Source organism: Clavibacter zhangzhiyongii (assembly GCF_014775655.1).
Taxonomy (GTDB): Bacteria; Actinomycetota; Actinomycetes; order Actinomycetales; family Microbacteriaceae; genus Clavibacter; species Clavibacter zhangzhiyongii.
This window is the reverse complement of the sequence record NZ_CP061274.1, coordinates 1,670,814-1,693,742: the sequence shown is the minus strand read 5'-3', so window position 1 is coordinate 1,693,742 and position 22,929 is coordinate 1,670,814. Positions and strand designations below refer to the sequence as shown.

Below are 22,929 nucleotides of genomic sequence, written 5' to 3'. Positions count from 1 at the left end.
TCTGCGGGGCTCTCGCCCGGCGTCGCTCTACGCGGCGCACTCCTGGCAGATGGGTCCGAGCTTCTCCTGGTGGTCGATCTGCGAGCGGTGCTTCACCAGGAAGCAGCTCACGCAGGTGAACTCGTCGGCCTGCGGAGGCAGCACCACCGTCTCGAGCTCGAGGTCCGAGAGGTCGGCTCCGGCGAGGTCGAAGCTCCCGGGGTTGTCGGCATCGTCGACGTCCACGACCCCGGACATGCGGTCCGGGACGCGCTCCTTCAGAGCCTCGATCGAGTCGGAGTCGTCCTCCGTCTTGCGCGGGGCGTCGTAATCAGTTGCCATTCCTGTCCACTTCTCGAATAACCGCCGAACGGAATCGGCGGGCACAGTTTGCATGAATCGCATCCGGATAGCAAACCGTCCTCCGAGCCCCTGACGGGGCTCCTGATCGGCGGTTTGGATGCGGGGAGCCGGCCCGTCCCCGAGCCGTGGATGCGGACTCACACGGTACACCGTTCGCGCACTAACTGAGTGCCGTCCGGGGCCGTGATCCCGCCTCCCGGCGCTCTCGTCGGACACAAGTCGCGGCGCGCCACGCGTATTCCCCGGAAGAGGGGCCGACTCGTGTCATCGTGAATCGTCCAGTGAGCGCGAGAGGCGTGGAACACATGCAGGATCTGAAGATCGTCGGAGTCGAGGACGGCGCCCTCGTCGTCGAGACGGCGGGCGGTGAACGGCACCGCCTCGTCATGGACGACTCGTTCCGCCAGGCGCTGCGCCGCCAGTCCGGGGACGGAGCCGCCACGCGCAAGGCCGCCCCGCGCATCATCCAGTCCTTCATCCGGCAGGGCATGAGCGCCGAGGACGTCGCGCGGGAGACCGGCGCGTCCGTCGAGTACGTCCGCAAGTTCGAGGGTCCGGTCGTCGCCGAGCGCGAGCACGTCGTCCGCAGCGCGATGAAGGTGCCCGTGCACACGGCCATCGAGGTCGACCCCATGGGCCAGGGCACGCTCTTCGGCCAGGTCATCGAGGAGCGCCTGGAGTCACTCGGCGCGACCGAGGTGCGCTGGAGCAGCTGGAAGGAGCAGCTGGGCGGATGGGTCGTGAAGGTCGCCTTCACGAGCGAGGAGATCGACCACGACGCGCGCTGGTCCTACGACGCGAAGAAGCACGCGCTCTCCCCCGGCAACAACGAGGCCATCACGCTCTCGCAGCAGGGCGAGATCCGCGGAGCCCTCATCCCGCGTCTCCGGGCCCTGCCGCCCGAGGCCGTGGCGACGCACCAGGAGGACGGGGTGACCCGCTTCGACAGCGGCGCGTTCCGTCTCCCTGAGTCCACCGCGTCCGCGACCGAGGACACGGCCCCGCAGCAGTGGGAGGCGCCCCGCCGGGACGAGGGTGCGTCCGTCGCGCACCTCGGCCGCCAGGGCAACCACCCGGCCGGCACGCAGCAGCCCGCGCGGGTCGCGCAGGCGGAGCTGAACGAGACCGCCGACCTGCTCGAGGCGCTGCGCCGCCGCCGCGGGGAGCGCGAGTCCGTGCCCCGCGACGACGAGGGCGACGACGCCGTCGACGAGGCGCCCGCGCCCGCGGCGTCCCCCGCGCCCGCCGCCCGCCGCGACGAGCCGCTGTCCCGCCCGCGCGGGGGCCAGCGCTCGGTGCCGCCGCTGCGCTCCGCCGTCATCCCCGGCATCGGCCGCGTGGACAGCGGTCGGGACCGCGCCCGCGACGACGCCGAGGACGAGGGCCTGCGCACGCCCGGGGCCGGCGAGGGACGGGGATCCGGGAAGCCGTCCGGTCGTCGGGGCCGCACGGCCATGCCGAGCTGGGACGAGATCGTCTTCGGCGCGCGCAGCGACGACGACCACCTGGCCTGATCGGCGGGGCGGCGGGGCGCCCCTCCGCGGGCCGTCCCGCCGCCGTCGAGCCGGCCCCGGGGTCGGCTCAGCCCCGGGTGAAGGCGCCCGCGCGGATGAGCGGGACCAGCCGCTCGTCGTCGGAGAAGGAGCCGTGCTGCCCGACCATGCGTCGTGCGCCCTGGTCGCGGGGTCGCCCGTCGTAGTACGCGATGAGCGAGCGCGTCGCGACGACCACGTCGCCGATGCGCTCCGCGACCCCGTCGCGGACCGGGCCGTACCAGTCGGCGGCGATCGCCTCGGCGCGCGTGGCGACGTGCGCGCGGGCCCCCTCGGACGCGCGCCAGGCCTCCGCCAGGCCGTCGGCGTCGACGCCGGGCTCGAGGTGCAGGTGGAGGCAGCGCGGCTCGCCCGCGACGTGGCGCACGCCCGCCACGAGCTCCGGCACGCGGTCGAACAGGACCTGGGATGCGGCGGGGACGTCGACGATGCCGTGGTCGGCGGTGATGAGAGCGCCCTCGCGGGGGCCGAGCCGGTCGAGGAACGGCCCGGCGGCCGCGTCCAGCTCCTCGAGGCCGCGGAGCCAGCGGTCCGACTGCCAGCCGTGGGAGTGCGCGGCCTGGTCGAGCTCGGGGACGTACAGGTAGACGAGCGCTCGGGGCTCCCGGTCCATCAGCGCGCGCGTCGCGGCGAAGCGGTCGGCGATCGACGCAGCGGGCACGTAGGTGGCGCCGCGGAGCGCGGCGCGCGAGAAGCCGGAGCCGGAGTAGCGGGCGGCGCCCACGACGAAGGCGGGCACGCCCGCGGCGGTCGCGCGCTCGAAGACGGTGGGCACGGGCTGCCACTCCTCCGGCACGCTCATCGCGTCCCAGCCCGACAGGAGCTTGACGACGCGGTCGTGCGCGGGATCCAGCGCGCTGTAGCCGACGAGGCCGTGCTCGCCCGCGCGCACGCCCGTGGTGAGCGAGGTGATGCTCGCGGCCGTCGTGGTGGGGAAGCCGACGTCGACGACGTCCTTCTTGCGCCAGCCCCGCACCAGGTGGCGGGCGTGTCCGGCGCGCGCGCGGAGGGCGGCGGATCCGAGGCCGTCGACGAGGACGACGACCGCCCGGTCGACGGCCGGGAGGCCGGCCTCCGACTCCTCCCCGGCGAGGGCGGCGAGGCAGCCGGGCATCACGGCGGTGAGGCTCATCCGGCCGGATCCGGGCGCCGGTAGCATGGGGGCCATCCGGCCCAGTCTGCCACAGCAGCCCGGCGCGCATCCGCGTTACGACGCCGATCGTCGCAGCGCCGATCCCGACCCAGAGAGTCCATGAGTCCCTCCACCACGAACACCACGCCCGACGAGCCCGCCGAGCGGATCGAGGACGTCGACGTCTCCACCGAGATGGAGAACTCGTTCCTCGAGTACGCCTACTCGGTCATCTACTCCCGGGCACTGCCCGACGCGCGCGACGGGCTGAAGCCCGTGCAGCGCCGCATCCTCTACCAGATGAGCGAGATGGGCCTCCGCCCCGACCGCGGGCACGTGAAGAGCGCGCGCGTCACGGGCGAGGTGATGGGCAAGCTCCACCCGCACGGCGACTCGGCCATCTACGACGCGATGGTGCGCATGGCGCAGCCGTTCACGCTGCGCGTGCCGCTCATCGACGGGCACGGCAACTTCGGGTCGCTCGACGACGGGCCGGCCGCCCCCCGGTACACGGAGGCCCGGCTCGCGGCGTCGGCGCTCGCGATGGTCGAGGGCCTCGACGAGGACGTCGTGGACTTCGTGCCCAACTACGACAACGCCTTCATGCAGCCCGCCGTGCTGCCCGCGGCGTTCCCGAACCTGCTCGTCAACGGCGCCAGCGGGATCGCGGTCGGCATGGCGACCAACATGGTGCCGCACAACCTCATCGAGGTCGTCGGCGCCGCCCGCCACCTCATCGACCACCCGGACGCCACGCTCGACGACCTCATGGCCTTCGTCCCCGGGCCGGACCTCCCCACCGGCGGCACGATCATCGGGCTGTCGGGCGTCAAGGACGCCTATGCCACCGGGCGCGGCAGCTTCAAGACGCGCGCCCGCGTCTCCGTCGAGAGCCTCACGCCGCGCAAGTCGGGCCTCGTCGTCACCGAGCTGCCGTACCTCGTGGGCCCCGAGAAGGTCATCGAGAAGATCAAGGACGGCGTCCAGAACAAGAAGCTGTCCGGCATCACGAACGTCACCGACCTCACGGACCGCACACACGGGCTGCGGCTCGTCATCGAGATCAAGACGGGCTTCAACCCCGAGGCCGTGCTCGAGCAGCTCTACCGCTACACGCCGCTCGAGGACGGCTTCAGCATCAACAACGTGGCGCTCGTCGACGGCAGCCCGCAGACGCTGGGGCTGAAGGAGCTGCTGCAGGTCTACGTGGCGCACCGGCTCGACGTCGTCACGCGGCGCACGCGCTACCGCCTCGCCCGGCGGCAGGAGCGGCTGCACCTCGTGCTCGGCCTGCTCATCGCGATCCTCGACATCGACGAGGTCATCCAGGTCATCCGCGGCAGCGACGACACGGAGCAGGCGCGCGCCCGCCTCATGGACGTGTTCGACCTCTCTACGCTGCAGGCCGACTACATCCTCGAGCTCCGCCTCCGCCGCCTCACGCGGTTCAGCCGCATCGAGCTCGAGGAGGAGCGCGACCGTCTCGCGGCGGAGATCGCCGAGCTCGAGGCGATCCTGGCCGATCCGCGGCGCCTCCGCGCCCTCGTCTCGAGCGAGCTGCAGGAGGTCGCCGACCGCTTCGGCACGCCGCGTCGGACGCTCCTCACCGAGGCCGCGCCGAGCGTCGCCGGGGCGTCGAGCCGCCGGGCCGCGCCCGTGCTCGAGATCGCCGACGTGCCCTGCCGGGTGCTGCTGTCCACCACGGGACGCGCGGTGCGCGTCGACCTGCCGACGGACGCGCCGGGCACGCCCCTGCAGACCGTCCGCCGCAGCTCGCACGACGCCGTCCTCACGGCCATCGAGACCACGAGCCGCACCCGCATCGGCGCCATCACCAACACGGGCCGCCTCGTCACCATGACGCCGGTGGACCTGCCCGTCGTGCCGGTCGCGAGCGTGCAGCTGGGCGCGGGCGTGCGGATCCGCGACTACCTCGGGCTCACGGACAAGAGGGAGCGCGTCGTCGCGCTCGTCGCGCTGGGCACCGAGGAGGCCATCGCCCTCGGCACGCGCCAGGGCGTCGTCAAGCGCGTCGCGCCGTCCGCCCTGCCCGCGAAGCCCGAGTTCGAGGTCATCGCGCTACGGAAGGGCGACGAGGTCGTCGGAGCCCGCCAGGGCGCCGAGACGGACGAGCTCGTCTTCGTCACGAGCGAGGCGCAGCTGCTGCACTTCCCGGCGGTCTCCGTCCGGCCCCAGGGCATCCAGGCGGGAGGCGTCGCCGGGGTCAACCTCGGTGAGGGCGCCCGCGTGCTGTTCTTCTCGTCCGTGGCGCCGGAGGGGGCGCACGTCGTCACGATCTCTGCCTCGTCGGCGACCATCACGGGCGTGGACCCCGGCCGTGCCAAGGTGTCCGCCTTCGGCGACTTCCCCCGCAAGGGCCGCGCCACGGGCGGCGTCCGGGCGCACGCCTACCTCAAGGGCGAGGACCACCTGGCGCTCGCCTGGGTCGGGCCCGGCCCGGCGCTGGCGGTGGGCCCCGCCGGCGAGGTCCGGCAGCTCCCGCCCACGGGCATGAAGCGCGACGGATCGGGCATCCCGCTCGAGAAGGCCGTCGGCAGCGTCGGGCACGCGGTCACGCCCGACGAGGTGCCCGACGCCGCGTCGGGCGCCGCGGTCGGCGTGGTCGAGGCTCCCGCGGAGGACGGGTCGGCGCCGCTCGACACCTGATCCCGCACGACGCACGGCGACGGCCGCGGACCCCTCGGGTTCCGCGGCCGTCGCCGTATCAGCGCCCGTGCGTCACACGTCGATGCGATCCCGCACGGATCCGGCGCCGTCGATGATGAACTCCTTGCGCGGCGCCACGTCGTTGCCCATGAGCAGCTCGAACATGCGCGCGGCGGCCTCGGCGTCGTCCACCCGCACGCGGCGGAGCGTGCGGTTGCGCCGGTCCATCGTCGTGGTCGCGAGCTGGTCGGCGTCCATCTCCCCCAGCCCCTTGTAGCGCTGGATGGGGTCCTGGTAGCGCTTGCCCTGCCGCTTCGCCTGCGCCAGCACCGCGGCCAGCTCGCGCTCCGAGTAGGTGTAGATCACGTCGTTCGGCTTCGACCCCGGGTTCATCACCACCACGCGGTGCAGCGGCGGCACGGCGGCGAACACGCGGCCCTCGTCGATCATCGGCCGCATGTAGCGGAAGAACAGCGTGAGCAGGAGCGTGCGGATGTGGGCGCCGTCGACGTCGGCGTCGCTCATGATGATGATCTTCCCGTAGCGCGCCGCCGACAGGTCGAAGGTGCGGCCGGACCCGGCGCCGAGCACCTGGATGATGGACGCGCACTCGGTGTTGGAGAGCATGTCCGGCAGCGAGGCCTTCTGCACGTTGAGGATCTTGCCGCGGATGGGAAGCAGCGCCTGGTACTCGCTGTCGCGCGCGAGCTTCGCCGTCCCGAGGGCGGAGTCGCCCTCCACGATGAACAGCTCGCTGTTGGCGACGTCGTTCGACCGGCAGTCCACGAGCTTCGCGGGCAGGGACGAGCTCTCCAGCGCGTTCTTGCGGCGCTGCGTCTCCTTGTGGGTGCGGGCCGAGATGCGCGACTTCATCTCGCCGACGACCTTCTCCAGCAGCACGGCCGTCTGCGCCTTGTCCTCGCGGCGGGTCGACTCGAAGCGCTCGGCCATGGCTTTCTGCACGACCTGCGAGACGATCTGGCGGACCGCCGGCGTGCCGAGCACCTCCTTGGTCTGCCCCTCGAACTGCGGCTCCGGGAAGCGCACCGTGAGCACGGCCGTGAGGCCCGCGAGCACGTCGTCCTTCTCGAGCTTGTCGGTGCCGACCTTGAGCTTGCGGGCGTTCGCGTCGACCTGCGCGCGCACGAACTTGAGCAGGCCCGCCTCGAAGCCGGCCTGGTGGGTGCCGCCCTTCGGCGTCGCGATGATGTTGACGAAGGACTTGAACCGGGTGTCGTAGCCGGTCCCCCAGCGCAGCGCGACGTCGACCTGGCACTCGCGCGTGAGCTCGGTGGGGACCATCGCCCCGCCGTCGGTGAGGACGGGCACCGTCTCCGTGAACGTGCCCGAGCCGGTGAGCCGCCAGGTGTCCGTGAGCGGGGCGTCGAGCGCCAGGTGGTCGACGAACTCGGTGATGCCGCCGTCGAAGCGGAAGGACTCGCGCACGGGCTGCTCGCCGCGCAGGTCCTCGATGTCGATGCTGAGCCCCGGCACGAGGAACGCCGTCTGCCGTGCCCGGCCGAGGAGCTCCTCGGTGAGGAAGGACGCGCCGCGCGTGAAGATCTGGCGGTCGGCCCAGTAGCGGATCCGCGTACCGGTGACGCCCTTGCGCACCTTGCCGACGACCCGCAGCTCGCTGCCCGACGTGAACGGGCGGAAGGGCGCGTCGGGGCTGGGCTCCCCCTGGTCGTCGAAGATGCCGGGCTCGCCGCGGCGGAAGCTCATGGCGTGCGTCCTCCCGCCGCGGTCGACCTCGACGTCGAGGCGCTCGGAGAGGGCGTTGACGACGGACGCGCCGACGCCGTGCAGGCCGCCGGAGGACGCGTAGGACCCGGAGCCGAACTTGCCGCCGGCGTGCAGCTTGGTGAAGACGACCTCGACGCCCGACAGCCCGGTCTTCGGCTCGATGTCGACGGGCACCCCGCGCGCGGTGTCGCGCACCTCGACGCTGCCGTCGGGGTGCAGGCGCACGTCGATCAGGTCGCCGTGTCCGCCCAGGGCCTCGTCGACGCTGTTGTCGATGATCTCCCACAGGCAGTGCATGAGGCCGCGGGAGTCGGTGGATCCGATGTACATGCCGGGCCGCTTGCGCACCGCCTCGAGGCCCTCGAGGACGGAGAGATGGCGGGCGGAATAATCGGATGCTGCCACGTGCTGTCCTCCATGTGCGTCCGGCGTTCGCCGGACGCGAGCCGGTGTCGATCTTAACCGCCGCCCGGCGTCTCCCCCTCCGACCCGCCGTCCCCGCTCATGCCTACGCGCAGAGCGAAACGACGGGCCCGGATGGGCCGACTGCCGGGAGCACGTGGTCTACTTGACGCATTCGGCTCGACCCACGACCCGACCCGGAGGGGAGCATCACATGACACCGACCGCGACCGAGCGTCCCGTGGACGAGCTCGACAACCACCAGCTCACCGCCAACGACCGCTGCGACAGCTGCGGCGCCCAGGCCTACATCCGAGTCGAGGTCAACAGCTCCGAGCTCCTCTTCTGCGCCCACCACGGCAAGAAGTACCAGGAGAAGCTGTCGGCCATCGCGACGAGCTGGCACGACGAGTCGAGCCGCCTGCTCGACGAGCGCGCCTAGGCACGTTCCGCGTCGGCTCCGGCCGACGTACGAAGGGCGCATCCCCACGGGGATGCGCCCTTCTCCATGTCCGGCGGCGTCCGACGGCGCCGTGCCGGCTAGTAGTGCGCGGGTCGCGCCATGACGGTGGCCCGCGCCTCGCGCGCCCAGCCGTCGAGGCGGTCGAGCGTCCCGGAGATGTCGGCGGGCAGCTCCCGGCCGTGACGCGTGAGCGCGGCCGCGAGCAGCTCGTCCGCGAGGCGCGGGTTGAGCGCGAGAACGGGGCCGCCGAGGTGGGTGCCGATGGAGGCGCCGAGGCGGACGCCCTCGCCGCCGCCGGCGCCCGTGTTGCCGAAGCCCGCCCGCACGGATCCGAGCGCGGACGCGTCGCCGATGTCGAGCGTCGAGCCGTGGTTCTCGTAGCCCACGAGCTCGCCGTCGGGGGTGTCGAGCACGAGGTCGCCCACCCGGCGCTCGGCCGTCAGCGTGGTGCGGACCGGCAGCACGCCGGCGCCCACGAGCTCGCCGCCGTCGACGAGCCGCACGGACTCCCCCAGCAGCTGCAGGCCGCCGCCCACCGCCAGGAGCGGGACGCCCGCTGCCTGCAGCGCGATGAGGTGCCCGGCGAGCGAGACGAGGTCGGGGAGCACGGAGCGCTGGGCCGTGAGCGGGCCGGATCCGACGACGACGAGGTCGGCCTCGCCGGGGTGGCCGCCGCCCGGTGCGTGCCGGACGACCTCGGTGCGGATGCCGCGGATGCGCGCGCGCTCGACGAGCACGGTCACGTTGCCGCGGTCGCCGTTGATGCCGAGCTCCTCCGGATAGAGGTGCAGGATGCGCAGGGCGTCGCTCACGCGGGTCCTCCCTCGAGGTCCGTGTAGCCGAGGATGCGGCGGATCGCCATCATCTGCTCGTAGTTGACGATCATGGTCTTGACGCCGCGGGTGGGCTTCTCCAGGGCGAGGAACGCCTGGACGGCGCGACGCAGGTCGGGTTCGACGCGCCCGACCTCGAGGCCCTCGTAGCCGAAGCGGACGGCGAGCTGGTAGCCCTTCGTGCCGGAGACGACGTCGGCGTGCGTGAGTGCGGAGAGGTCGGTGTCGTAGATCCACGAGGGGTCGGGCGTGCCGTCGTCGACCGCGAGCAGGACCTGCTCGGGCGGGTCGCCCAGCGCGTCGAGGTTCATCTGCAGGCTCGCGGGGTTCTTCATCATGATGATCTCGATGTCCTCGCCGCCCGCGCGCAGCATCTCGCCCCGCCCGTAGACCGCGGCGACGGAGCCGAGGCCCTGGGCCGCGAGGGCCGGGTCGAAGCGGTCGCCGAGGACGCGCCGCGCGGTCGCGAGGGCACCCGCGGCGTCGACCGCGTAGTGGAGGCCGCGCGACGGGAGCGTCACCGGGACGTCGCCGGCCGGCAGGCGGAAGACCGCCTCGCGACCCGAGAGCGCCACGGCCTCGACGTCGGCCGTGACGTGCACGGGGTCGGGATCCTCGGATCCGAACCGCGGGGCGGAGGCCAGGCCGTGCTTGCTGTCGCCGAGGAGCTCCTCGGAGACGCCGAACCAGTCCACCGCGGCGCGACCCGCACGCGCGGCATCCGCGGCGATGGCATTGACGTGCGCGTCGTCGCGGTTGGCGACGACCGCCTCCGTGGCCGTCGCGGCGATCCGCTCCAGCATGCCGACGACGCGGTCCGGCTCGTGGAACCGGTTGAGCTGGTCGATCTGGATGTTGAGCAGCAGCACCGTGCGCGGCGTCAGGAGCGCGGAGAGCGCGACGCCGTACGCCTCGTCGATCTCCAGGACGGCGACGTCGGCGTCGAGGCGCCCGGAGGCGTCGGCGTCCGCCAGCACCGCGGAGGCGATCCCCTGCGGGAGGTTCCCGCCCGACGGGTTCGTGAAGACGCGGAGCCCGTGCGCGCGGAGCACGGCGGTGAGCATGTGGGTGGTCGTCGACTTGCCGTTCGACCCGGTGACGGCGACCACGCCGTGGGGCAGGTCGGCGATCGTCCGCTCGAGGAAGCGGGGCTCGAGGCGGAGGGCGACGACGCCGGGCACGGCGGAACCGCCGCCGCGGAGACGGGCGGCCCAGCGGGCGGCGCGTCCGGCGGCGACGGCGAGGCGCAGGGGCACGGCCTACTCGAGGTAGTCGCGCAGCGACTGCGAGCGCGACGGGTGGCGGAGCTTGGCCATGGTCTTCGACTCGATCTGGCGGATCCGCTCGCGGGTGACGCCGAACGTGTCGCCGATCTGGTCGAGCGTCTTCGGCATGCCGTCGCCGAGACCGAAGCGCATGCGGATGACGCCCGCCTCGCGCTCGGACAGCGAGTCGAGGAGCGACTCGAGCTGCTTCTGCAGCATCGTGAAGCCCACGGCGTCGGCCGGGACGACCGCCTCGGTGTCCTCGATCAGGTCGCCGAACTCGCTGTCGCCGTCCTCGCCGAGGGGCGTGTGCAGGGAGATGGGCTCGCGGCCGTACTTCTGCACCTCGATGACCTTCTCGGGCGTCATGTCGAGCTCGCGCGACAGCTCCTCGGGCGTGGGCTCGCGGCCCAGGTCCTGGAGCATCTGCCGCTGGACGCGGGCGAGCTTGTTGATGACCTCCACCATGTGCACCGGGATGCGGATGGTGCGCGCCTGGTCGGCCATGGCTCGGGTGATGGCCTGGCGGATCCACCACGTGGCGTACGTGGAGAACTTGAAGCCCTTCGTGTAGTCGAACTTCTCGACCGCGCGGATGAGGCCCAGGTTGCCCTCCTGGATCAGGTCGAGGAACTGCATCCCGCGACCCGTGTATCGCTTGGCGAGGCTGACCACGAGGCGGAGGTTGGCGCCGAGCAGGTGGCTCTTCGCGCGCTGGCCGTCGCGTGCGACCCAGCGCAGCTCGCGCTCGAGCTCGCGCGAGATGCCGGGCGTGTTCGCCAGCTTGTCCTCGGCGAAGAGGCCTGCCTCGATGCGCATGGCGAGCTCGACCTCCTCTGCGGCGTTGAGCAGCGCGACCTTGCCGATCTGCTTGAGGTAGTCCTTGACGGGGTCGGCCGTGGCGCCCGTGATGGTCGTCGAGTAGACGGGGACGTCCTCGTCCTCCTCCTTGTTCGACAGCACCATGGCGCCGGTGGGGAGGGGCTCGAGCACGACGGGGGGCTTCGCGGCGCCGTCCTCGACGACCTCGTCCTCGGTGTCGTCCTCCGCGACGGGGACCACGACCTCCTCGGCCTCCTCCTCGGCGGGGTCGGCGGGACCGTCCGCGGCGGCGGTGGTCTTCTTGGCGGCGGTCTTGCGGGGTGCCTTCGCGGGAGCGGCGTCGCCTGACGCGGCTGCGGCCTTCTTGGCGGCGGCGGCCTTGGCCCGGGCGGTGGGCTCCTTGACGACCGCGGGTGCGTCGGCCTCATCGGCGGCGGCGGCAGCGGCGGCCTTCGCGGCCGCGGCCTTCGTGGGCGCCTTGGTCGCCGTGCCGGCTGCGCTCTTGGCGGCGGCCGGCTTGCGGGCCGGCGCGCGCTTGGCGGGGGCCTTCGCCTCACCCGTCGCGGCGGCGTCGGCCGTGCCGGTCGCGGCGGCCGCGTCCAGGGTGGCGGACGGGGTGGAGGGGGTGGCCATGCGAACACCTTTCGTCCCCACGACGACCGGTCGCGCGCTCCGCGGTGCTGCTGCGGGGAGACCTGCCGGAGGTGGGTCGGGGTTGTTTTCGGACATTGCTAGGACCCATGTCAAGTCCGCTGCTCGTGCACCACCGGGGCGGCGCGAGACGCGGGACATGAACGGGTCCGTATCTGATTATTGCACGGATGGGCGCGCGGACGAGCCAATCCGTGCGGGACTGCGGCCGGCGTCAGGCGCGGCGCCGGCGTCGCCTGTCGAGGTAGGCAACCCACAGCGGCCCCACGCGTATTCCCTCGTCGGCGAGCACGCGCCGGGTCCGGCGCCTCGTGCGGACGAGCATGACCGCGCCGAAGCCGACCACGAGGTACTGCACGGCGAAGGCGATCCGGAACGAGTCGAAGGAGTACAGGTCGCTCGCCGCTCCCTGGGCCACGCGGATGCCGTCCTGCACGTCGAGCGCGATCCCGATGAGCAGCATCATCGTGAAGCTCGCCGCGAAGCCGGCCACGTTCACGATGCCGGACGCCGCGCCCAGGCTCCGCGGCGGGTTGAAGGTGCGCGCGAAGTCGAGGCCCACCTGCGAACCGGGCCCGCCGATCCCGATCGCCACCACCACGACCACCACGACGGCGAGCGGGGGCGTGCCCGGCCAGAGCAGGAGGATGCCCCAGGCGGCCCCCATCATCACCACGATGCCGAGCACCAGGTTGGAGCGGCGGAAGGGGAAGCGGCCCGTGAGGATCCCGATGGCGGGGCCCACGACCATGCCGGACGCGACTATCGCGATGAGGAGGCCGGAGGCGAGCGCCGGGCTGTACCCGAGGCCGCCGACCAGGAACGGGAACCCCCACAGGAGGCTGAACACCACCCCGGACGACTGCGTCACGAAGTGCGACCAGAAGCCCAGCTGCGTCCCGGGTCGGCGCAGGCTCCGGGCCAGCTCTCGCATCGACTCGCCCCACGGGACCCGGGGCGGCGGCGCGTCGCCGGTCGGACGGTCCCGCACGGCGACGACCACCGCGACGAGCGCCACGACCGCCACCGACGCGGAGCCGAGGAACGCGGGCGTCCACCCCGCCGTGTGCAGCACGAGCGAGAGGGGGACGGCCGACAGCACCTGGCCGAGCTGACCCACGTTCGCGAACCACTGCGAGAGCACCGGCACCCGGGGACCGGAGAACCACGTGTTGATGAGGCGCAGGCCGGACACGAAGGTCATGGCGTCGCCGGCGCCGACGAGCATCCGCCCGACCACCGCCACCTCGAGGGACGTCGAGAGCGCGAGCGTGACCTGCCCCGCCACCATGAGCAGGGCGCCGCTCGCGAGCAGCGCCCGCGGACCCACCCGGTCGATGAGCACGCCCACCGGGATCTGCAGCGCGGCGTAGACCACGAGCTGGGTGACCGCGAGCGTGGACAGGAGGGACGCCGAGGCGTGGAACCGTTCCCCCGCCTCGACCGAGGCCACGCCGAGCGATCCGCGCTGGAGGACGGAGGAGAGGTACGCCGCCATCGCGACGCCGAGGACGATGCGGGCGCGGCGGGTGCTCATCGGCACGAGGATACCGGCGGTCGCGGACCCGGCCGGCGTCGCGCGGCGTCGGCGGGGACGGGACGCGGGCGCGTCAGGCCAGGTCGCCGTCGCCCGGGCGGCGCCGGGCGAGGAACTTCTCGAGCTCCGCGGCGATCTCGTCCGCGCTCGGCAGGGCGCCGTCCTCGTCGGTCAGCGGGGACTTGAGGGGCGTGTCCTCCATGTAGCTGTCGTACCGCTCCTCCAGCGTGGTGACCAGGCGCGCGAGCTCCTGGTTGCCCGCGACCTGCTCGTCGATGCGCCCGACGAAGTCGCGGCCCTCCTCGCGGAGGCGGTCCGTCGGGAAGATGAGCCCCGTGGCCGCGCTGATGCTCTCGAGCGCCGCGACCGCGGCGAGGGGGAACTCGGTGTCGGCGAGGTAGTGCGGGACGAGCAGCACGAAGCCGGCCACCGGGTGCCCGACGTCGTGCAGGCGGTGCTCCACCAGGTGCAGGGCGTTGGCGGGCACCTGCGTGTGCGGCTTCCACACGCTCAGGGCGTCGATGAGCTCGGTGCGGTTGCCGCTCACCGTGACGTTGATGTCGCGCGTGTGCGGGACGGGCATGGGGATGGCGTGCACCCACGTGGTGGTCGAGACCCGGTAGCGGTCGACGATGCCGAGCACGGCGGCCGTGAACGCCTCCCACCGGAAGTCTGGCTCGAATCCCGTGAGCAGGAGGAACGGCTGGCCGATCTCGTCGTGCGCCAGGTACAGCGCGAGCCGGGCGGGACGGTAGTCGGCCAGGTGGTCCTGGTCGAAGTAGATGGTGGGACGCCGTGCCCGGTAGTCGAGCAGGGTGTCGGTGTCGAAGCGCAGGACGTCGCGGTGGCTCAGGGTGCTCAGCAGGTACTCGCTCACCTGCGACACCCCGGATCCGGCGTCGGAGAACCCGGTGAGGCCGGCGACGAGGGGCAGGCCGGTCGGGACCTCGCCGATGTCGGAATCGATCTCGTACAGTCCGTCCGCGTCAGCCATGGATCCACTCTAGGCCGCGCCCCCGACGCGACCTCCCGGCGGAGGGCCCGCTCGTGCCGCCGAGAGCGAACACGGCCGGCGAGGCGTCGGGCGCGGGCTCCGGCGGCGGATCGTCGCGCGTCGGTAGGCTCGTGCCCCATGACCGCTCCCCTCCTCTCCGTGTCCTCCGACCGCGCCATCGACGCGGAGGCCGACGTCCTCGTCGTCGCCGTCTCCAGCGAGAAGGAGGGGATCCGCGTGCACGCCCCCGAGGGCCTCGAGCTCGACGCGGCCGGTCTCGTCGGCCTCGGCGTCACGGGAGGACGCGACGAGGTCGTCCGCATCGCCGGCGTCGGCACCGCCGCGCCCGTCATCGCCCTCGTCGGCCTCGGCTCCGCCCCTCTCGACGCCGTGGCCCTCCGCTACGCCGTCGGCAGCGCGACCCGGCAGCTGCGCGGCGTGGACCGCGTCGCGGTGGCCGTGCCGGTCACCTCCCTCGACGAGCTCACCGCGGTGCTCGAGGGCGCCGCCCTCGGCGTCTACGCGTTCGACGCGTACCGCCATGACTCCCGTGCGGGGCAGAAGCCGCGGGCGTCCGCCGTCACCGTCCTCGCGCGCGGCAGCTCGTGGACCGCCGAGGACGCGGACGAGGCCGTCGTCCGCGCGACCGCCGTCGCCGGCGCCGTCGCCGGGACCAAGGACCTCGTGAACACGCCGCCGCTCGACCTCTACCCCGCGACGTTCGTGGACGCCGTCCACGAGCGCACCGCCGGCCTGCCCGTCGACGTCCGCGTCTGGGACGAGGACGCGCTCGCGGCCGACGGCTTCGGCGGGATCCTCGGCGTCGGCCAGGGCTCGACCCGCCCGCCCCGCCTCGTGCGGGTCGACTACTCCCCCGCCGGGGCGACGCGCCACCTCGCCCTCGTGGGCAAGGGGATCACCTACGACACCGGCGGCATCTCGCTGAAGCCCGCCGTGCCCATGATCGGCATGAAGTACGACATGACCGGCGCCGCGACGATCCTCGAGGTCGTGGTGGCGGCCGCCCGCCTCGAGCTGCCCGTGCGCCTGACGGCCTGGCTCTGCATCGCGGAGAACATGCCCTCCGGGTCCGCCATCCGCCCCGACGACGTGCTCCGCATGCGCGGCGGCACCACGGTCGAGGTCCTCAACACCGACGCCGAGGGCCGTCTGGTCATGGCGGACGGCATCGTCGCCGCGAGCGAGGAGCACCCCGACGCGATCATCGACATCGCGACGCTCACCGGCGCGCAGGTGGTGGCGCTCGGCGAGCGGTACTCGGCCGTCATGGGCGAGGACGCGCTCGTCGCGCGTCTCCTCGAGACCGCGCGGGAGCAGGGCGAGAGCATGTGGGGCATGCCCCTCCCCGAGGAGATGCGCGCGCTCCTCAACTCGGACATCGCGGACATCGCGAACGTCAAGCCGGGCAACCCCGCCGGCGGCATGCTCGTCGCGGGCGTCTTCCTCAAGGAGTTCGTCGGCCGGGCGAGCGACGCCGAGGACGCGCCGCGGATCCCCTGGGCCCACATCGACATCGCCGGGCCGTCGCACAACAAGGGCGGCGGGCACGGCTTCACGGGCAAGGGACCGACCGGCGTGGCGGTCCGGACGCTCCTGGCCCTGGCCGCCGGTTTTTCGCGCGCGTAGTAGGCTCGGAGAGGCCTCCTGAGGGGGTCCCGCGCCTGCCCGGTCGGGCGGTCGCATGAGACGACCTGATGCATACGAGGGAGATCCTGGGTGTCGGAACAGAACTTTGACGTGGTGGTGCTCGGCGGCGGGAGCGGCGGCTACGCGGCAGCGCTCCGCGCGGTGCAGCTGGGCAAGACCGTGGGCCTCGTGGAGAAGGGCAAGCTGGGCGGCACGTGCCTCCACCGCGGCTGCATCCCCACCAAGGCCCTCCTGCACTCGGCCGAGGTGGCCGACGTCTCGCGGGAGTCGGAGAAGTACGGCGTCAACGTCACGTTCGACGGGGTCGACATCGCGCGCGTCACGGCGTACCGCGAGGCCATCGTCGCCAGCAAGTACAAGGGGCTCCAGGGCCTCATCAAGGCACGCGGCATCACCGTCATCGAGGGCGAGGGCCGCCTGACCTCCGGGACCACCGTGCAGGTCGGCGACCGGACCATCACCGGCACGAGCGTCGTCCTGGCGACGGGCTCCTACTCCCGCACCCTCCCCGGCCTCGAGATCGGCGGCCGCGTCATCACGAGCGAGCAGGCCCTCGAGCTCGACTACATCCCCAAGAAGGTCGCGATCCTCGGCGGCGGCGTCATCGGCGTGGAGTTCGCCTCCGTCTGGCGCTCCTTCGGCGTCGACGTGCAGATCATCGAGGCCCTCCCCCACCTCGTCCCGAACGAGGAGGAGTCGATCAGCAAGCAGTTCGAGCGCGCCTTCCGCAAGCGCGGCATCGCGTTCTCGCTCGGCGTGCGGTTCAAGTCGGTCACGCAGGACGACCAGGGCGTGCAGGTCACCCTCGAGGACGGCACCGCGTTCGACGCGGACATCCTGCTCGTCGCCGTCGGCCGCGGGCCGGCGACGCAGGGCCTCGGCTTCGAGGAGGCCGGCGTGAAGACCGATCGCGGCTTCGTGCTGACGGACGAGCGACTCCAGACCAGCGTCCCCGGCGTCTACGCCGTCGGCGACATCGTCCCCGGCCTGCAGCTCGCGCACCGCGGCTTCCAGCAGGGCATCTTCGTCGCCGAGGAGATCGCGGGCAACAAGCCCGTCGTCGTCGAGGACATCAACATCCCCAAGGTCACCTACTCCGACCCCGAGGTCGCGAGCGTCGGCTACAGCGAGGCGAAGGCCGTCGAGAAGTTCGGCGCCGACAAGGTCTCCAGCTACGAGTACAACCTCGGTGGCAACGGCAAGAGCTCGATCATCGGCACCGCGGGATCCGTCAAGGTCGTGCGCGTGCAGGACGGACCGGTCGTCGGCATCCACATGATCGGCGCGCGCGTCGGCGAGCTCATCGGCGAGGGCCAGCTCATCGTGAACTGGGAGGCCTACCCCGAGGACGTCGCCAACCTGGTGCATGCCCACCCCACTCAGAACGAGGCGCTCGGGGAGGCCCACCTGGCCCTCGCCGGGACTCCTCTGCACGCCCTGTAGCACCCTGCCAACACCGACACACAAGCTGGGTCCGGAGTCGGGCCTGAAGGAGACAACCCCATGAGCGAATCCGTCAACCTCCCCGCACTCGGCGAGAGCGTCACCGAGGGCACGGTGACCCGCTGGCTCAAGAACGTCGGCGACCACGTCGAGGTCGACGAGCCCCTGCTCGAGGTGTCGACCGACAAGGTCGACACCGAGATCCCCTCCCCGGTCGCCGGTGTGATCGAGGAGATCCTGGTCCAGGAGGACGAGACCGTCGAGGTCGGCGCCGTCCTCGTGAGGATCGGCGACGGCTCCGGCGGCGGCGACGCGCCCGCCGAGGAGCCCGCCGCCGAGGAGACGAAGCAGGACGCTCCGGTCGAGGAGGCCGTGGAGGACACCGTCACGCCGTCGACCGAGGCCGACGACGACTCCGAGGCCCCCGCTCCCGTCGAGCCGGAGCCGGCTCCCGCCGTCCAGCAGGAGGCGCCCGCGCCGGCCGGGACCCCCGCTCCCGCGCCCGCGGCCCCCGCGCCGGCTCCCGTCGCGGCCGCCCCCGCGCCGGCTCCTGCAGCGCCTGCTGCCGCTCCGGCTCCCGCAGCCTCCGGCAACGCGGGGTACGTCACCCCGCTCGTGCGCAAGCTCGCCAACGAGCGCGGCGTCGACATCGCCTCGGTCACCGGCACGGGTGTCGGCGGTCGCATCCGCAAGGAGGACGTGCTCGCCGCGGCGGAGGCTGCCGCGTCGGCCGCCAGCGCCGCGCCCGCGTCGGCTCCGGTCGCTCCCGCGACCGCCCCGCTGGAGACGTCGCCGCTGCGCGGCACCACGGCGAAGATGTCGCGGATGCGCAAGCTGATCGCGGACCGGGCCGTCGTGTCCATGCAGTCCACCGCGCAGCTCACGTCCGTCGTCGAGGTCGACGTCACCAAGGTGGCGCGCTTCCGCGACCGCGTGAAGGCGGACTTCGTCGAGAAGACCGGCGTCAAGCTCTCGTTCCTCCCCTTCTTCGCCCTGGCGGCGGCCGAGGCCCTGAAGGCCTACCCGGTCGTCAACGCGACGGTCGACGGGGACAGCATCGTCTACCCGGACCACGAGAACATCAGCATCGCCGTCGACACCGAGCGCGGTCTGCTCACCCCCGTGGTGAAGAACGCCGAGGGCAAGAACCTGGCGCAGTTCGCGACGGAGATCGCGGACCTCGCCGCCCGCACGCGCGACAACAAGCTGTCGCCCGACGAGCTGGCCGGTGGCACGTTCACGCTGACCAACACGGGCTCGCGCGGCGCGCTGTTCGACACCCCCGTGGTGTTCCTGCCCCAGTCGGCCATCCTCGGAACCGGCATCGTCACCAAGCGCCCCGTGGTCATCACGGCGGACGGCCAGGACACGATCGCCATCCGGTCGACGGTGTACCTCGCGCTCTCCTACGACCACCGGATCGTCGACGGCGCGGACGCGTCGCGCTTCCTCGTGGCCGTGAAGAACCGCCTCGAGGCCGGCGCCTTCGACGCCGACCTGGGCATCTAGCCCGACCGGGCTCCTGGCGACGACCGTCACCGGTCGTCCATCAGGTCCCTGATCCGCCACCCGGCCTCCCCCCTGACCATCAGGAGGGAGGCCGTTCGGCGTCCGGGTGACGACGGCCCTGCGACCCCGACGGCTGTGCCGTCGTCGATCGGGCTCAGCTCGAGGAGCGCGCTGTCGCCGAGCAGGCGCGCGGGTCCGATCGCGTCCGCGAGGTGCGCCTCCCCGTCGTCGAGCCACCCACCTGTGGGGCCGGAGACGCGAGAGCGGTCGGCGTCGTCGGCGGCGGATCCCGCCTGGTCGACCCCGTCGAGGCAGCGGGCGTCGCGCCGGCGCAGGCAGTCGGCCCGGAGCCGGAGGAGTGCCGGAGCCGCGACGTCGGGATCCTCCGATCCGGCCATGGCGGCATCGGCGACGAGGTCGTGGTCGTGCTCGTGCTCCGACGAGGAGGGCGGTTCGGCTGCCGAGGCGTCCGCGTCGGTCCCCTCCCCCGCGGAGCCCGGAGCAGTGGCGTCCACCGACTCCCCACGTGCGGCACCGGCGAGCATCGGCAGGGCCACGGCGCCGGCGCTCACCGCGACGAGCGCCACCAGCCCGAGGGCCCAGACCCGGGGACGGACGACGGCGAGCTCCCGCCGCACGGCGCTCCTCGCACCCCGGATGCGCGCGGCCGTCGAGCCTCGGCCGTCCTCTCGCACCGCACGGTGCCGACGAGCCGTCCCCGGATGTGCGCGGGACGTCCGGCGCGCACGGCGCGATCTCGGCTCGGGACCCGCGGCCTCGTCGTCCGCCTCCTGGCGCGTCCGTCCCAGGGCGGTCGTCGGGGCCGTGTCGACGGTGCCGGCCTCCGCCAGCGGGGCCGCGTCTGCGACCTCGAGCAGCTGGTCGGCGAGATCGTGCGCGGTGAGGTCGGTCTCGCCGTGCACGGTCGCGTCGAGGAGGTCGAGCCATTCGCCCCAGCGATCATCGGAGGCCGATCCGCGGGAGCCGACGGGATCGCGCAGCGCGGCGACGATCCGGGCGACCCGGATGAGGTCCTGCTCCACGGGATCCGCACCGCGCGGCGACTCGCCCGCCGGGTCGCCGTCGAACGGGCACGCGGAACCCAGCCCTCCCAGCACAGGGCAGCCCGTCGCGTCGATGAGGACGTGCGTGAGATCCAGCGCTCCGTGCGCGATGCCGGCGTCGTGCATGTCGCCCAGGCCTCGGAGGATCGACGCCACGAGGGTCACGATCTCGCCGGGGGTGAGGCCTCCTCGTCGTGCGAGCAGTCCCGCGGCGGTGCCGCGCGCGGCGAGCGACTGCACGATGCACAGGCTGCCGTCCGCGAGGCTCGCGACGTCGCGGAGGCCGACGACGTGCTCGGACGCGACCGACTGGAGCGCGAGCGCCTCCGCGTCGCCGCGGCTGCGCTCGGTGGGCGGCACGATCTTCACCGCCACGTTGCCGGCACCTTCGCCACGTCCGGTCCGACCCGCCTCCTGCATCGGATGCGCGAGGTACACCTCGGCGCGCGCACCGCGTCCGATGAGGCGCACGAGGCGGTAGCCCGCGACCGTCGCCCCCTGCTCGGGCGCACCGCGGCGGCGCGGGCGCAACCCCTCGCGGGGGCCGGGCGCCGATGCGCTCCCGCGGGACGGCGCCCCTGTCCGTCGTCCGCCGTCGCGCCCCCGTCCAGTCGATCGCGGCATCCCCGTCCCCTGGAGTCCGTCGTGCATCGGCCTCGCGTCCTTCCCCGTCGATGCCCGTGCCCTCCCCGCGGCGTGCGGGTGCGAGGGGCGCGAGCGGCGCCAGTGTCGAGCGCTCCGGGGCGGCACGACCCGCCACGCGCGCTGATCTGGGGATGGAGGACCGGCTGGCCCGGTGTGGGGGAAGATTGCGCGTCGCCGCCGTTCGGGGATCCGTCCGCGCACCGGTATCCTGAGCACCATGGCCCGCAAGACAGCCTCTCCGAAGGCGCCCAAGGAACCCGGCCGCATCAAGCAGATGTGGCAGGTCTTCCAGATGACCCGGCGGTACGACAAGAGCTCGGTCTGGTGGATGCTCCTGGCGCTGCTGGCCCCGATCGTCGTCGGCGTGCTGCTCGCCGTCTTCGCGACCGGCGGGAACTGGCTGACGGCCATCCTCTTCGTCATCGCCGGCGTGTTCGCCGGCATCCTCGCGTTCCTCATCGTCCTCGGGCGCAAGGCCGAGCGAGCCGCGTACCTGCAGATCAAGGGACAGCCGGGCGCCGTGGGCGTCGTCCTCCGCAGCTCGCTGAAGCGCGGATGGGTCGGCAGCGAGATGCCCGTCGCCGTCAACGGCAAGTCGCAGGACGCGGTCTACCGCGCCGTCGGCCGCTCGGGCGTCGCGCTCATCGGCGAGGGACCGAAGAGCCGCACGACGCGCATGCTGGAGGACGAGCGCCGCAAGATCGCGCGCGTGCTGCCCAACGTGCCCGTCCACTTCGTGTTCGTGGGCCCGGACGCCGACTCCGTCGAGCTGCACAAGCTCGCCGGACGTCTCCAGCGCTTCCCGCGCACCATCACCAAGGCCGAGGTCCTCGCGGTCAACAACCGCCTCACCTCGCTCGGCCAGAACAGCATGCCGATCCCGAAGGGCGTCGACCCGTTCAAGGTCCGTCCGTCGCGGGCGCGCTGATCCCCGTCACCGGCGTCGTTTGCACGGGTGCCACGCCCGGCGCAGACTGAGCCCATGGATCCGGCCTCCGCTGCGGCGCTGCTCGGCGTCGACGTGGACGCCGACCGGGCGACCATCAGCCGTGCCTACGCCCGGCGTGCCCGCGCGACGCACCCGGACCGCCTGCCCGACGCGACGCCCCAGCAGCTGCGCGTGGCGCACGAGAGCTTCGTCCAGATGACCCTGGCGCGCGACGCCCTGCTCCTGCGCCAGCGCACGGCCGGCGACGCCGGTCCGGCCGCGGCTCGCAGACCGGCGGGGGACGAGCCACGAGCCCCGCAGGCCGCGCGGCCCGCCGCGTCGGCATCGGAGCGCAGGTCGCCCTACGGGCGTTCCCGACGCGAGCGCGCCCGCCGCGGGCTCGGCCCGTCCATCGCCGCCGTGTGCGCGCTGGCCGGGGTGCTCGTCGTCCTCGTGAGCTTCCAGGACTCGACGCGCGCGCAGTTCACGACCGTCGGCGCGGATCTGACCGAGGGCGCCACCGTGGTGCGGGTCGACGACGCGGCCGCCCGCGCGAGCGAGTGCGTCGACGCGCGCTCCTGCACCCTCCTCGACATGACCGCGCCGGCGGACTGCAGCGCGGCGCTCGTGCGCTTCGAGGTCACGACGGGACGGTCCGCCGACGGGCGGGAGATGGAGAGCCGCGAGCTCGGCGCCGTGCGGGCGGGCTCGCCGGCGCGCGTTGTGCTCGGCGGCGTGGATCCCGAGCTCGTCTACCTCGGCTGCGAGCCGGGCTGACGATCTCCGCGACGCAGGGGCGCGCGTCAGCTCGTGCGGACCAGCACCGTGCCGGAGAAGACGTCGTGGAGCCCGCGCTGGTCGGCGTTCCAGACGACCGCCGGGAGTACGAGGCAGATGAGCAGGGTCCGCAGCGCCGGACGCCAGAGCGAGACGTACCCGCCGGCGAGGGGCCGGACCCGCATCCCCAGCACGATGTGCCCGACGCTGCCGCCGAGGGTGACGGTCAGGACGTACTGCATGACGGCGAAGATCACGAGCGTCGCCGTGGCGTCGTACGCGAAGAAGGCCCAGGAGACGAGCACGGCGAGGGCCCAGTCGATGCAGACGCCCACGATGCGGCGGCCGGCCCGGGCGACGGATCCCCGGCCGCGCTCGGGCAGGCCGAGACGCTCTCCCGGCCAGCGGTTCCGACCCGGGTCGCCGAGGTCGGGGGTCGTGGGAGTCGCGGGCACCCTGCGATCCTAGGCGGGCTCCCCGGGAGCGCC

At 73.1% G+C, this 22,929-nt stretch carries 18 protein-coding genes; 8 read left to right on the top strand and 10 right to left on the bottom strand.

Annotation, left to right across the window (positions count from 1 at the left end; translation table 11 throughout):
• Nucleotides 1-27: 27 nt before the first annotated feature.
• Nucleotides 28-321 (bottom strand): DUF4193 domain-containing protein, encoded by a 294-nt coding sequence (locus H9X71_RS08030; protein ID WP_012038342.1) that lies wholly within the window; start codon nt 319-321, stop codon nt 28-30.
• A 326-nt stretch (nt 322-647) separates the two neighbouring features.
• On the opposite strand from H9X71_RS08030, the gene sepH reads away from it, so the two are divergent.
• A complete protein-coding gene (gene sepH, locus H9X71_RS08025; RefSeq protein ID WP_191146624.1) occupies nt 648-1,856 on the top strand; it encodes a septation protein SepH in 1,209 nt (402 codons plus the stop codon).
• Nucleotides 1,857-1,923: 67 nt separating this feature from the next.
• On the opposite strand, the gene H9X71_RS08020 is transcribed toward sepH, so the two are convergent.
• Nucleotides 1,924-3,063 (bottom strand): alkaline phosphatase family protein, encoded by a 1,140-nt coding sequence (locus tag H9X71_RS08020; protein WP_191146623.1) that lies wholly within the window; start codon nt 3,061-3,063, stop codon nt 1,924-1,926.
• A gap of 84 nt (nt 3,064-3,147) precedes the next feature.
• On the opposite strand from H9X71_RS08020, the gene H9X71_RS08015 reads away from it, so the two are divergent.
• Nucleotides 3,148-5,694 carry a DNA gyrase/topoisomerase IV subunit A gene (locus H9X71_RS08015; RefSeq protein WP_191146622.1) on the top strand — a complete coding sequence of 849 codons (2,547 nt, stop codon included), beginning with the start codon at nt 3,148-3,150 and terminating at the stop codon, nt 5,692-5,694.
• A 72-nt stretch (nt 5,695-5,766) separates the two neighbouring features.
• Here the strand turns inward: H9X71_RS08015 and H9X71_RS08010 are convergent, their stop codons facing one another.
• Entirely contained in the window at nt 5,767-7,845 is a 2,079-nt protein-coding gene (locus H9X71_RS08010; protein ID WP_191146621.1) for a DNA gyrase/topoisomerase IV subunit B, read from the bottom strand.
• 211 nt (nt 7,846-8,056) lie between these two features.
• Here H9X71_RS08010 and H9X71_RS08005 point away from each other — a divergent pair, with 211 nt between their 5' ends.
• The gene (locus H9X71_RS08005; protein WP_012038337.1) at nt 8,057-8,284 is read left to right on the top strand and encodes a DUF7455 domain-containing protein; all 228 of its coding nucleotides are present in this window, start codon (nt 8,057-8,059) and stop codon (nt 8,282-8,284) included.
• A 98-nt stretch (nt 8,285-8,382) separates the two neighbouring features.
• On the opposite strand, the gene H9X71_RS08000 is transcribed toward H9X71_RS08005, so the two are convergent.
• The 5 genes from H9X71_RS08000 to H9X71_RS07980 all read right to left on the bottom strand — a co-directional run bounded on the left by H9X71_RS08000 (nt 8,383) and on the right by H9X71_RS07980 (nt 14,407).
• Complete coding sequence (locus H9X71_RS08000) at nt 8,383-9,117, bottom strand: type 1 glutamine amidotransferase (RefSeq protein WP_191146620.1); 735 nt, start codon at nt 9,115-9,117, stop codon at nt 8,383-8,385.
• Complete coding sequence (locus H9X71_RS07995; RefSeq protein ID WP_191146619.1) at nt 9,114-10,394, bottom strand: Mur ligase family protein; 1,281 nt, start codon at nt 10,392-10,394, stop codon at nt 9,114-9,116. Before H9X71_RS07995 ends, H9X71_RS08000 begins: the two co-directional genes overlap by 4 nt.
• Before the next feature lie 3 nt (nt 10,395-10,397).
• Nucleotides 10,398-11,858 (bottom strand): RNA polymerase sigma factor, encoded by a 1,461-nt coding sequence (locus H9X71_RS07990; protein WP_191146618.1) that lies wholly within the window; start codon nt 11,856-11,858, stop codon nt 10,398-10,400.
• Nucleotides 11,859-12,090: 232 nt separating this feature from the next.
• Nucleotides 12,091-13,413, bottom strand: coding sequence for an MFS transporter (locus tag H9X71_RS07985; protein ID WP_191146617.1), 1,323 nt, complete (start codon nt 13,411-13,413; stop codon nt 12,091-12,093).
• A 73-nt stretch (nt 13,414-13,486) separates the two neighbouring features.
• Nucleotides 13,487-14,407 (bottom strand): proteasome assembly chaperone family protein, encoded by a 921-nt coding sequence (locus H9X71_RS07980; RefSeq protein ID WP_191146616.1) that lies wholly within the window; start codon nt 14,405-14,407, stop codon nt 13,487-13,489.
• Nucleotides 14,408-14,545: 138 nt separating this feature from the next.
• Between H9X71_RS07980 and H9X71_RS07975 the strand changes: the two genes are divergently transcribed.
• From H9X71_RS07975 to sucB, 3 genes are all read left to right on the top strand, one after another.
• A complete protein-coding gene (locus tag H9X71_RS07975; RefSeq protein WP_191146615.1) occupies nt 14,546-16,054 on the top strand; it encodes a leucyl aminopeptidase in 1,509 nt (502 codons plus the stop codon).
• 90 nt (nt 16,055-16,144) lie between these two features.
• Entirely contained in the window at nt 16,145-17,518 is a 1,374-nt protein-coding gene (gene lpdA, locus H9X71_RS07970; RefSeq protein ID WP_191146614.1) for a dihydrolipoyl dehydrogenase, read from the top strand.
• Between the two features lie 60 nt (nt 17,519-17,578).
• Complete coding sequence (gene sucB, locus H9X71_RS07965) at nt 17,579-19,027, top strand: 2-oxoglutarate dehydrogenase, E2 component, dihydrolipoamide succinyltransferase (RefSeq protein ID WP_191146613.1); 1,449 nt, start codon at nt 17,579-17,581, stop codon at nt 19,025-19,027.
• A gap of 26 nt (nt 19,028-19,053) precedes the next feature.
• Here sucB and H9X71_RS07960 read toward each other — a convergent pair whose 3' ends face one another.
• Nucleotides 19,054-20,715, bottom strand: a complete 1,662-nt coding sequence (locus tag H9X71_RS07960; RefSeq protein WP_425321394.1) for a protein kinase domain-containing protein — start codon at nt 20,713-20,715, stop codon at nt 19,054-19,056.
• Nucleotides 20,716-20,953: 238 nt separating this feature from the next.
• On the opposite strand from H9X71_RS07960, the gene H9X71_RS07955 reads away from it, so the two are divergent.
• Complete coding sequence (locus H9X71_RS07955; protein ID WP_191146611.1) at nt 20,954-21,664, top strand: DUF4191 domain-containing protein; 711 nt, start codon at nt 20,954-20,956, stop codon at nt 21,662-21,664.
• Nucleotides 21,665-21,718: 54 nt separating this feature from the next.
• Nucleotides 21,719-22,441, top strand: a complete 723-nt coding sequence (locus H9X71_RS07950) for a J domain-containing protein (protein WP_191146610.1) — start codon at nt 21,719-21,721, stop codon at nt 22,439-22,441.
• Nucleotides 22,442-22,467: 26 nt separating this feature from the next.
• Here H9X71_RS07950 and H9X71_RS07945 read toward each other — a convergent pair whose 3' ends face one another.
• Nucleotides 22,468-22,896: an RDD family protein gene (locus H9X71_RS07945; RefSeq protein ID WP_191146609.1), complete on the bottom strand. Its 429-nt coding sequence runs from the start codon at nt 22,894-22,896 to the stop codon at nt 22,468-22,470.
• Nucleotides 22,897-22,929: the final 33 nt, after the last annotated feature.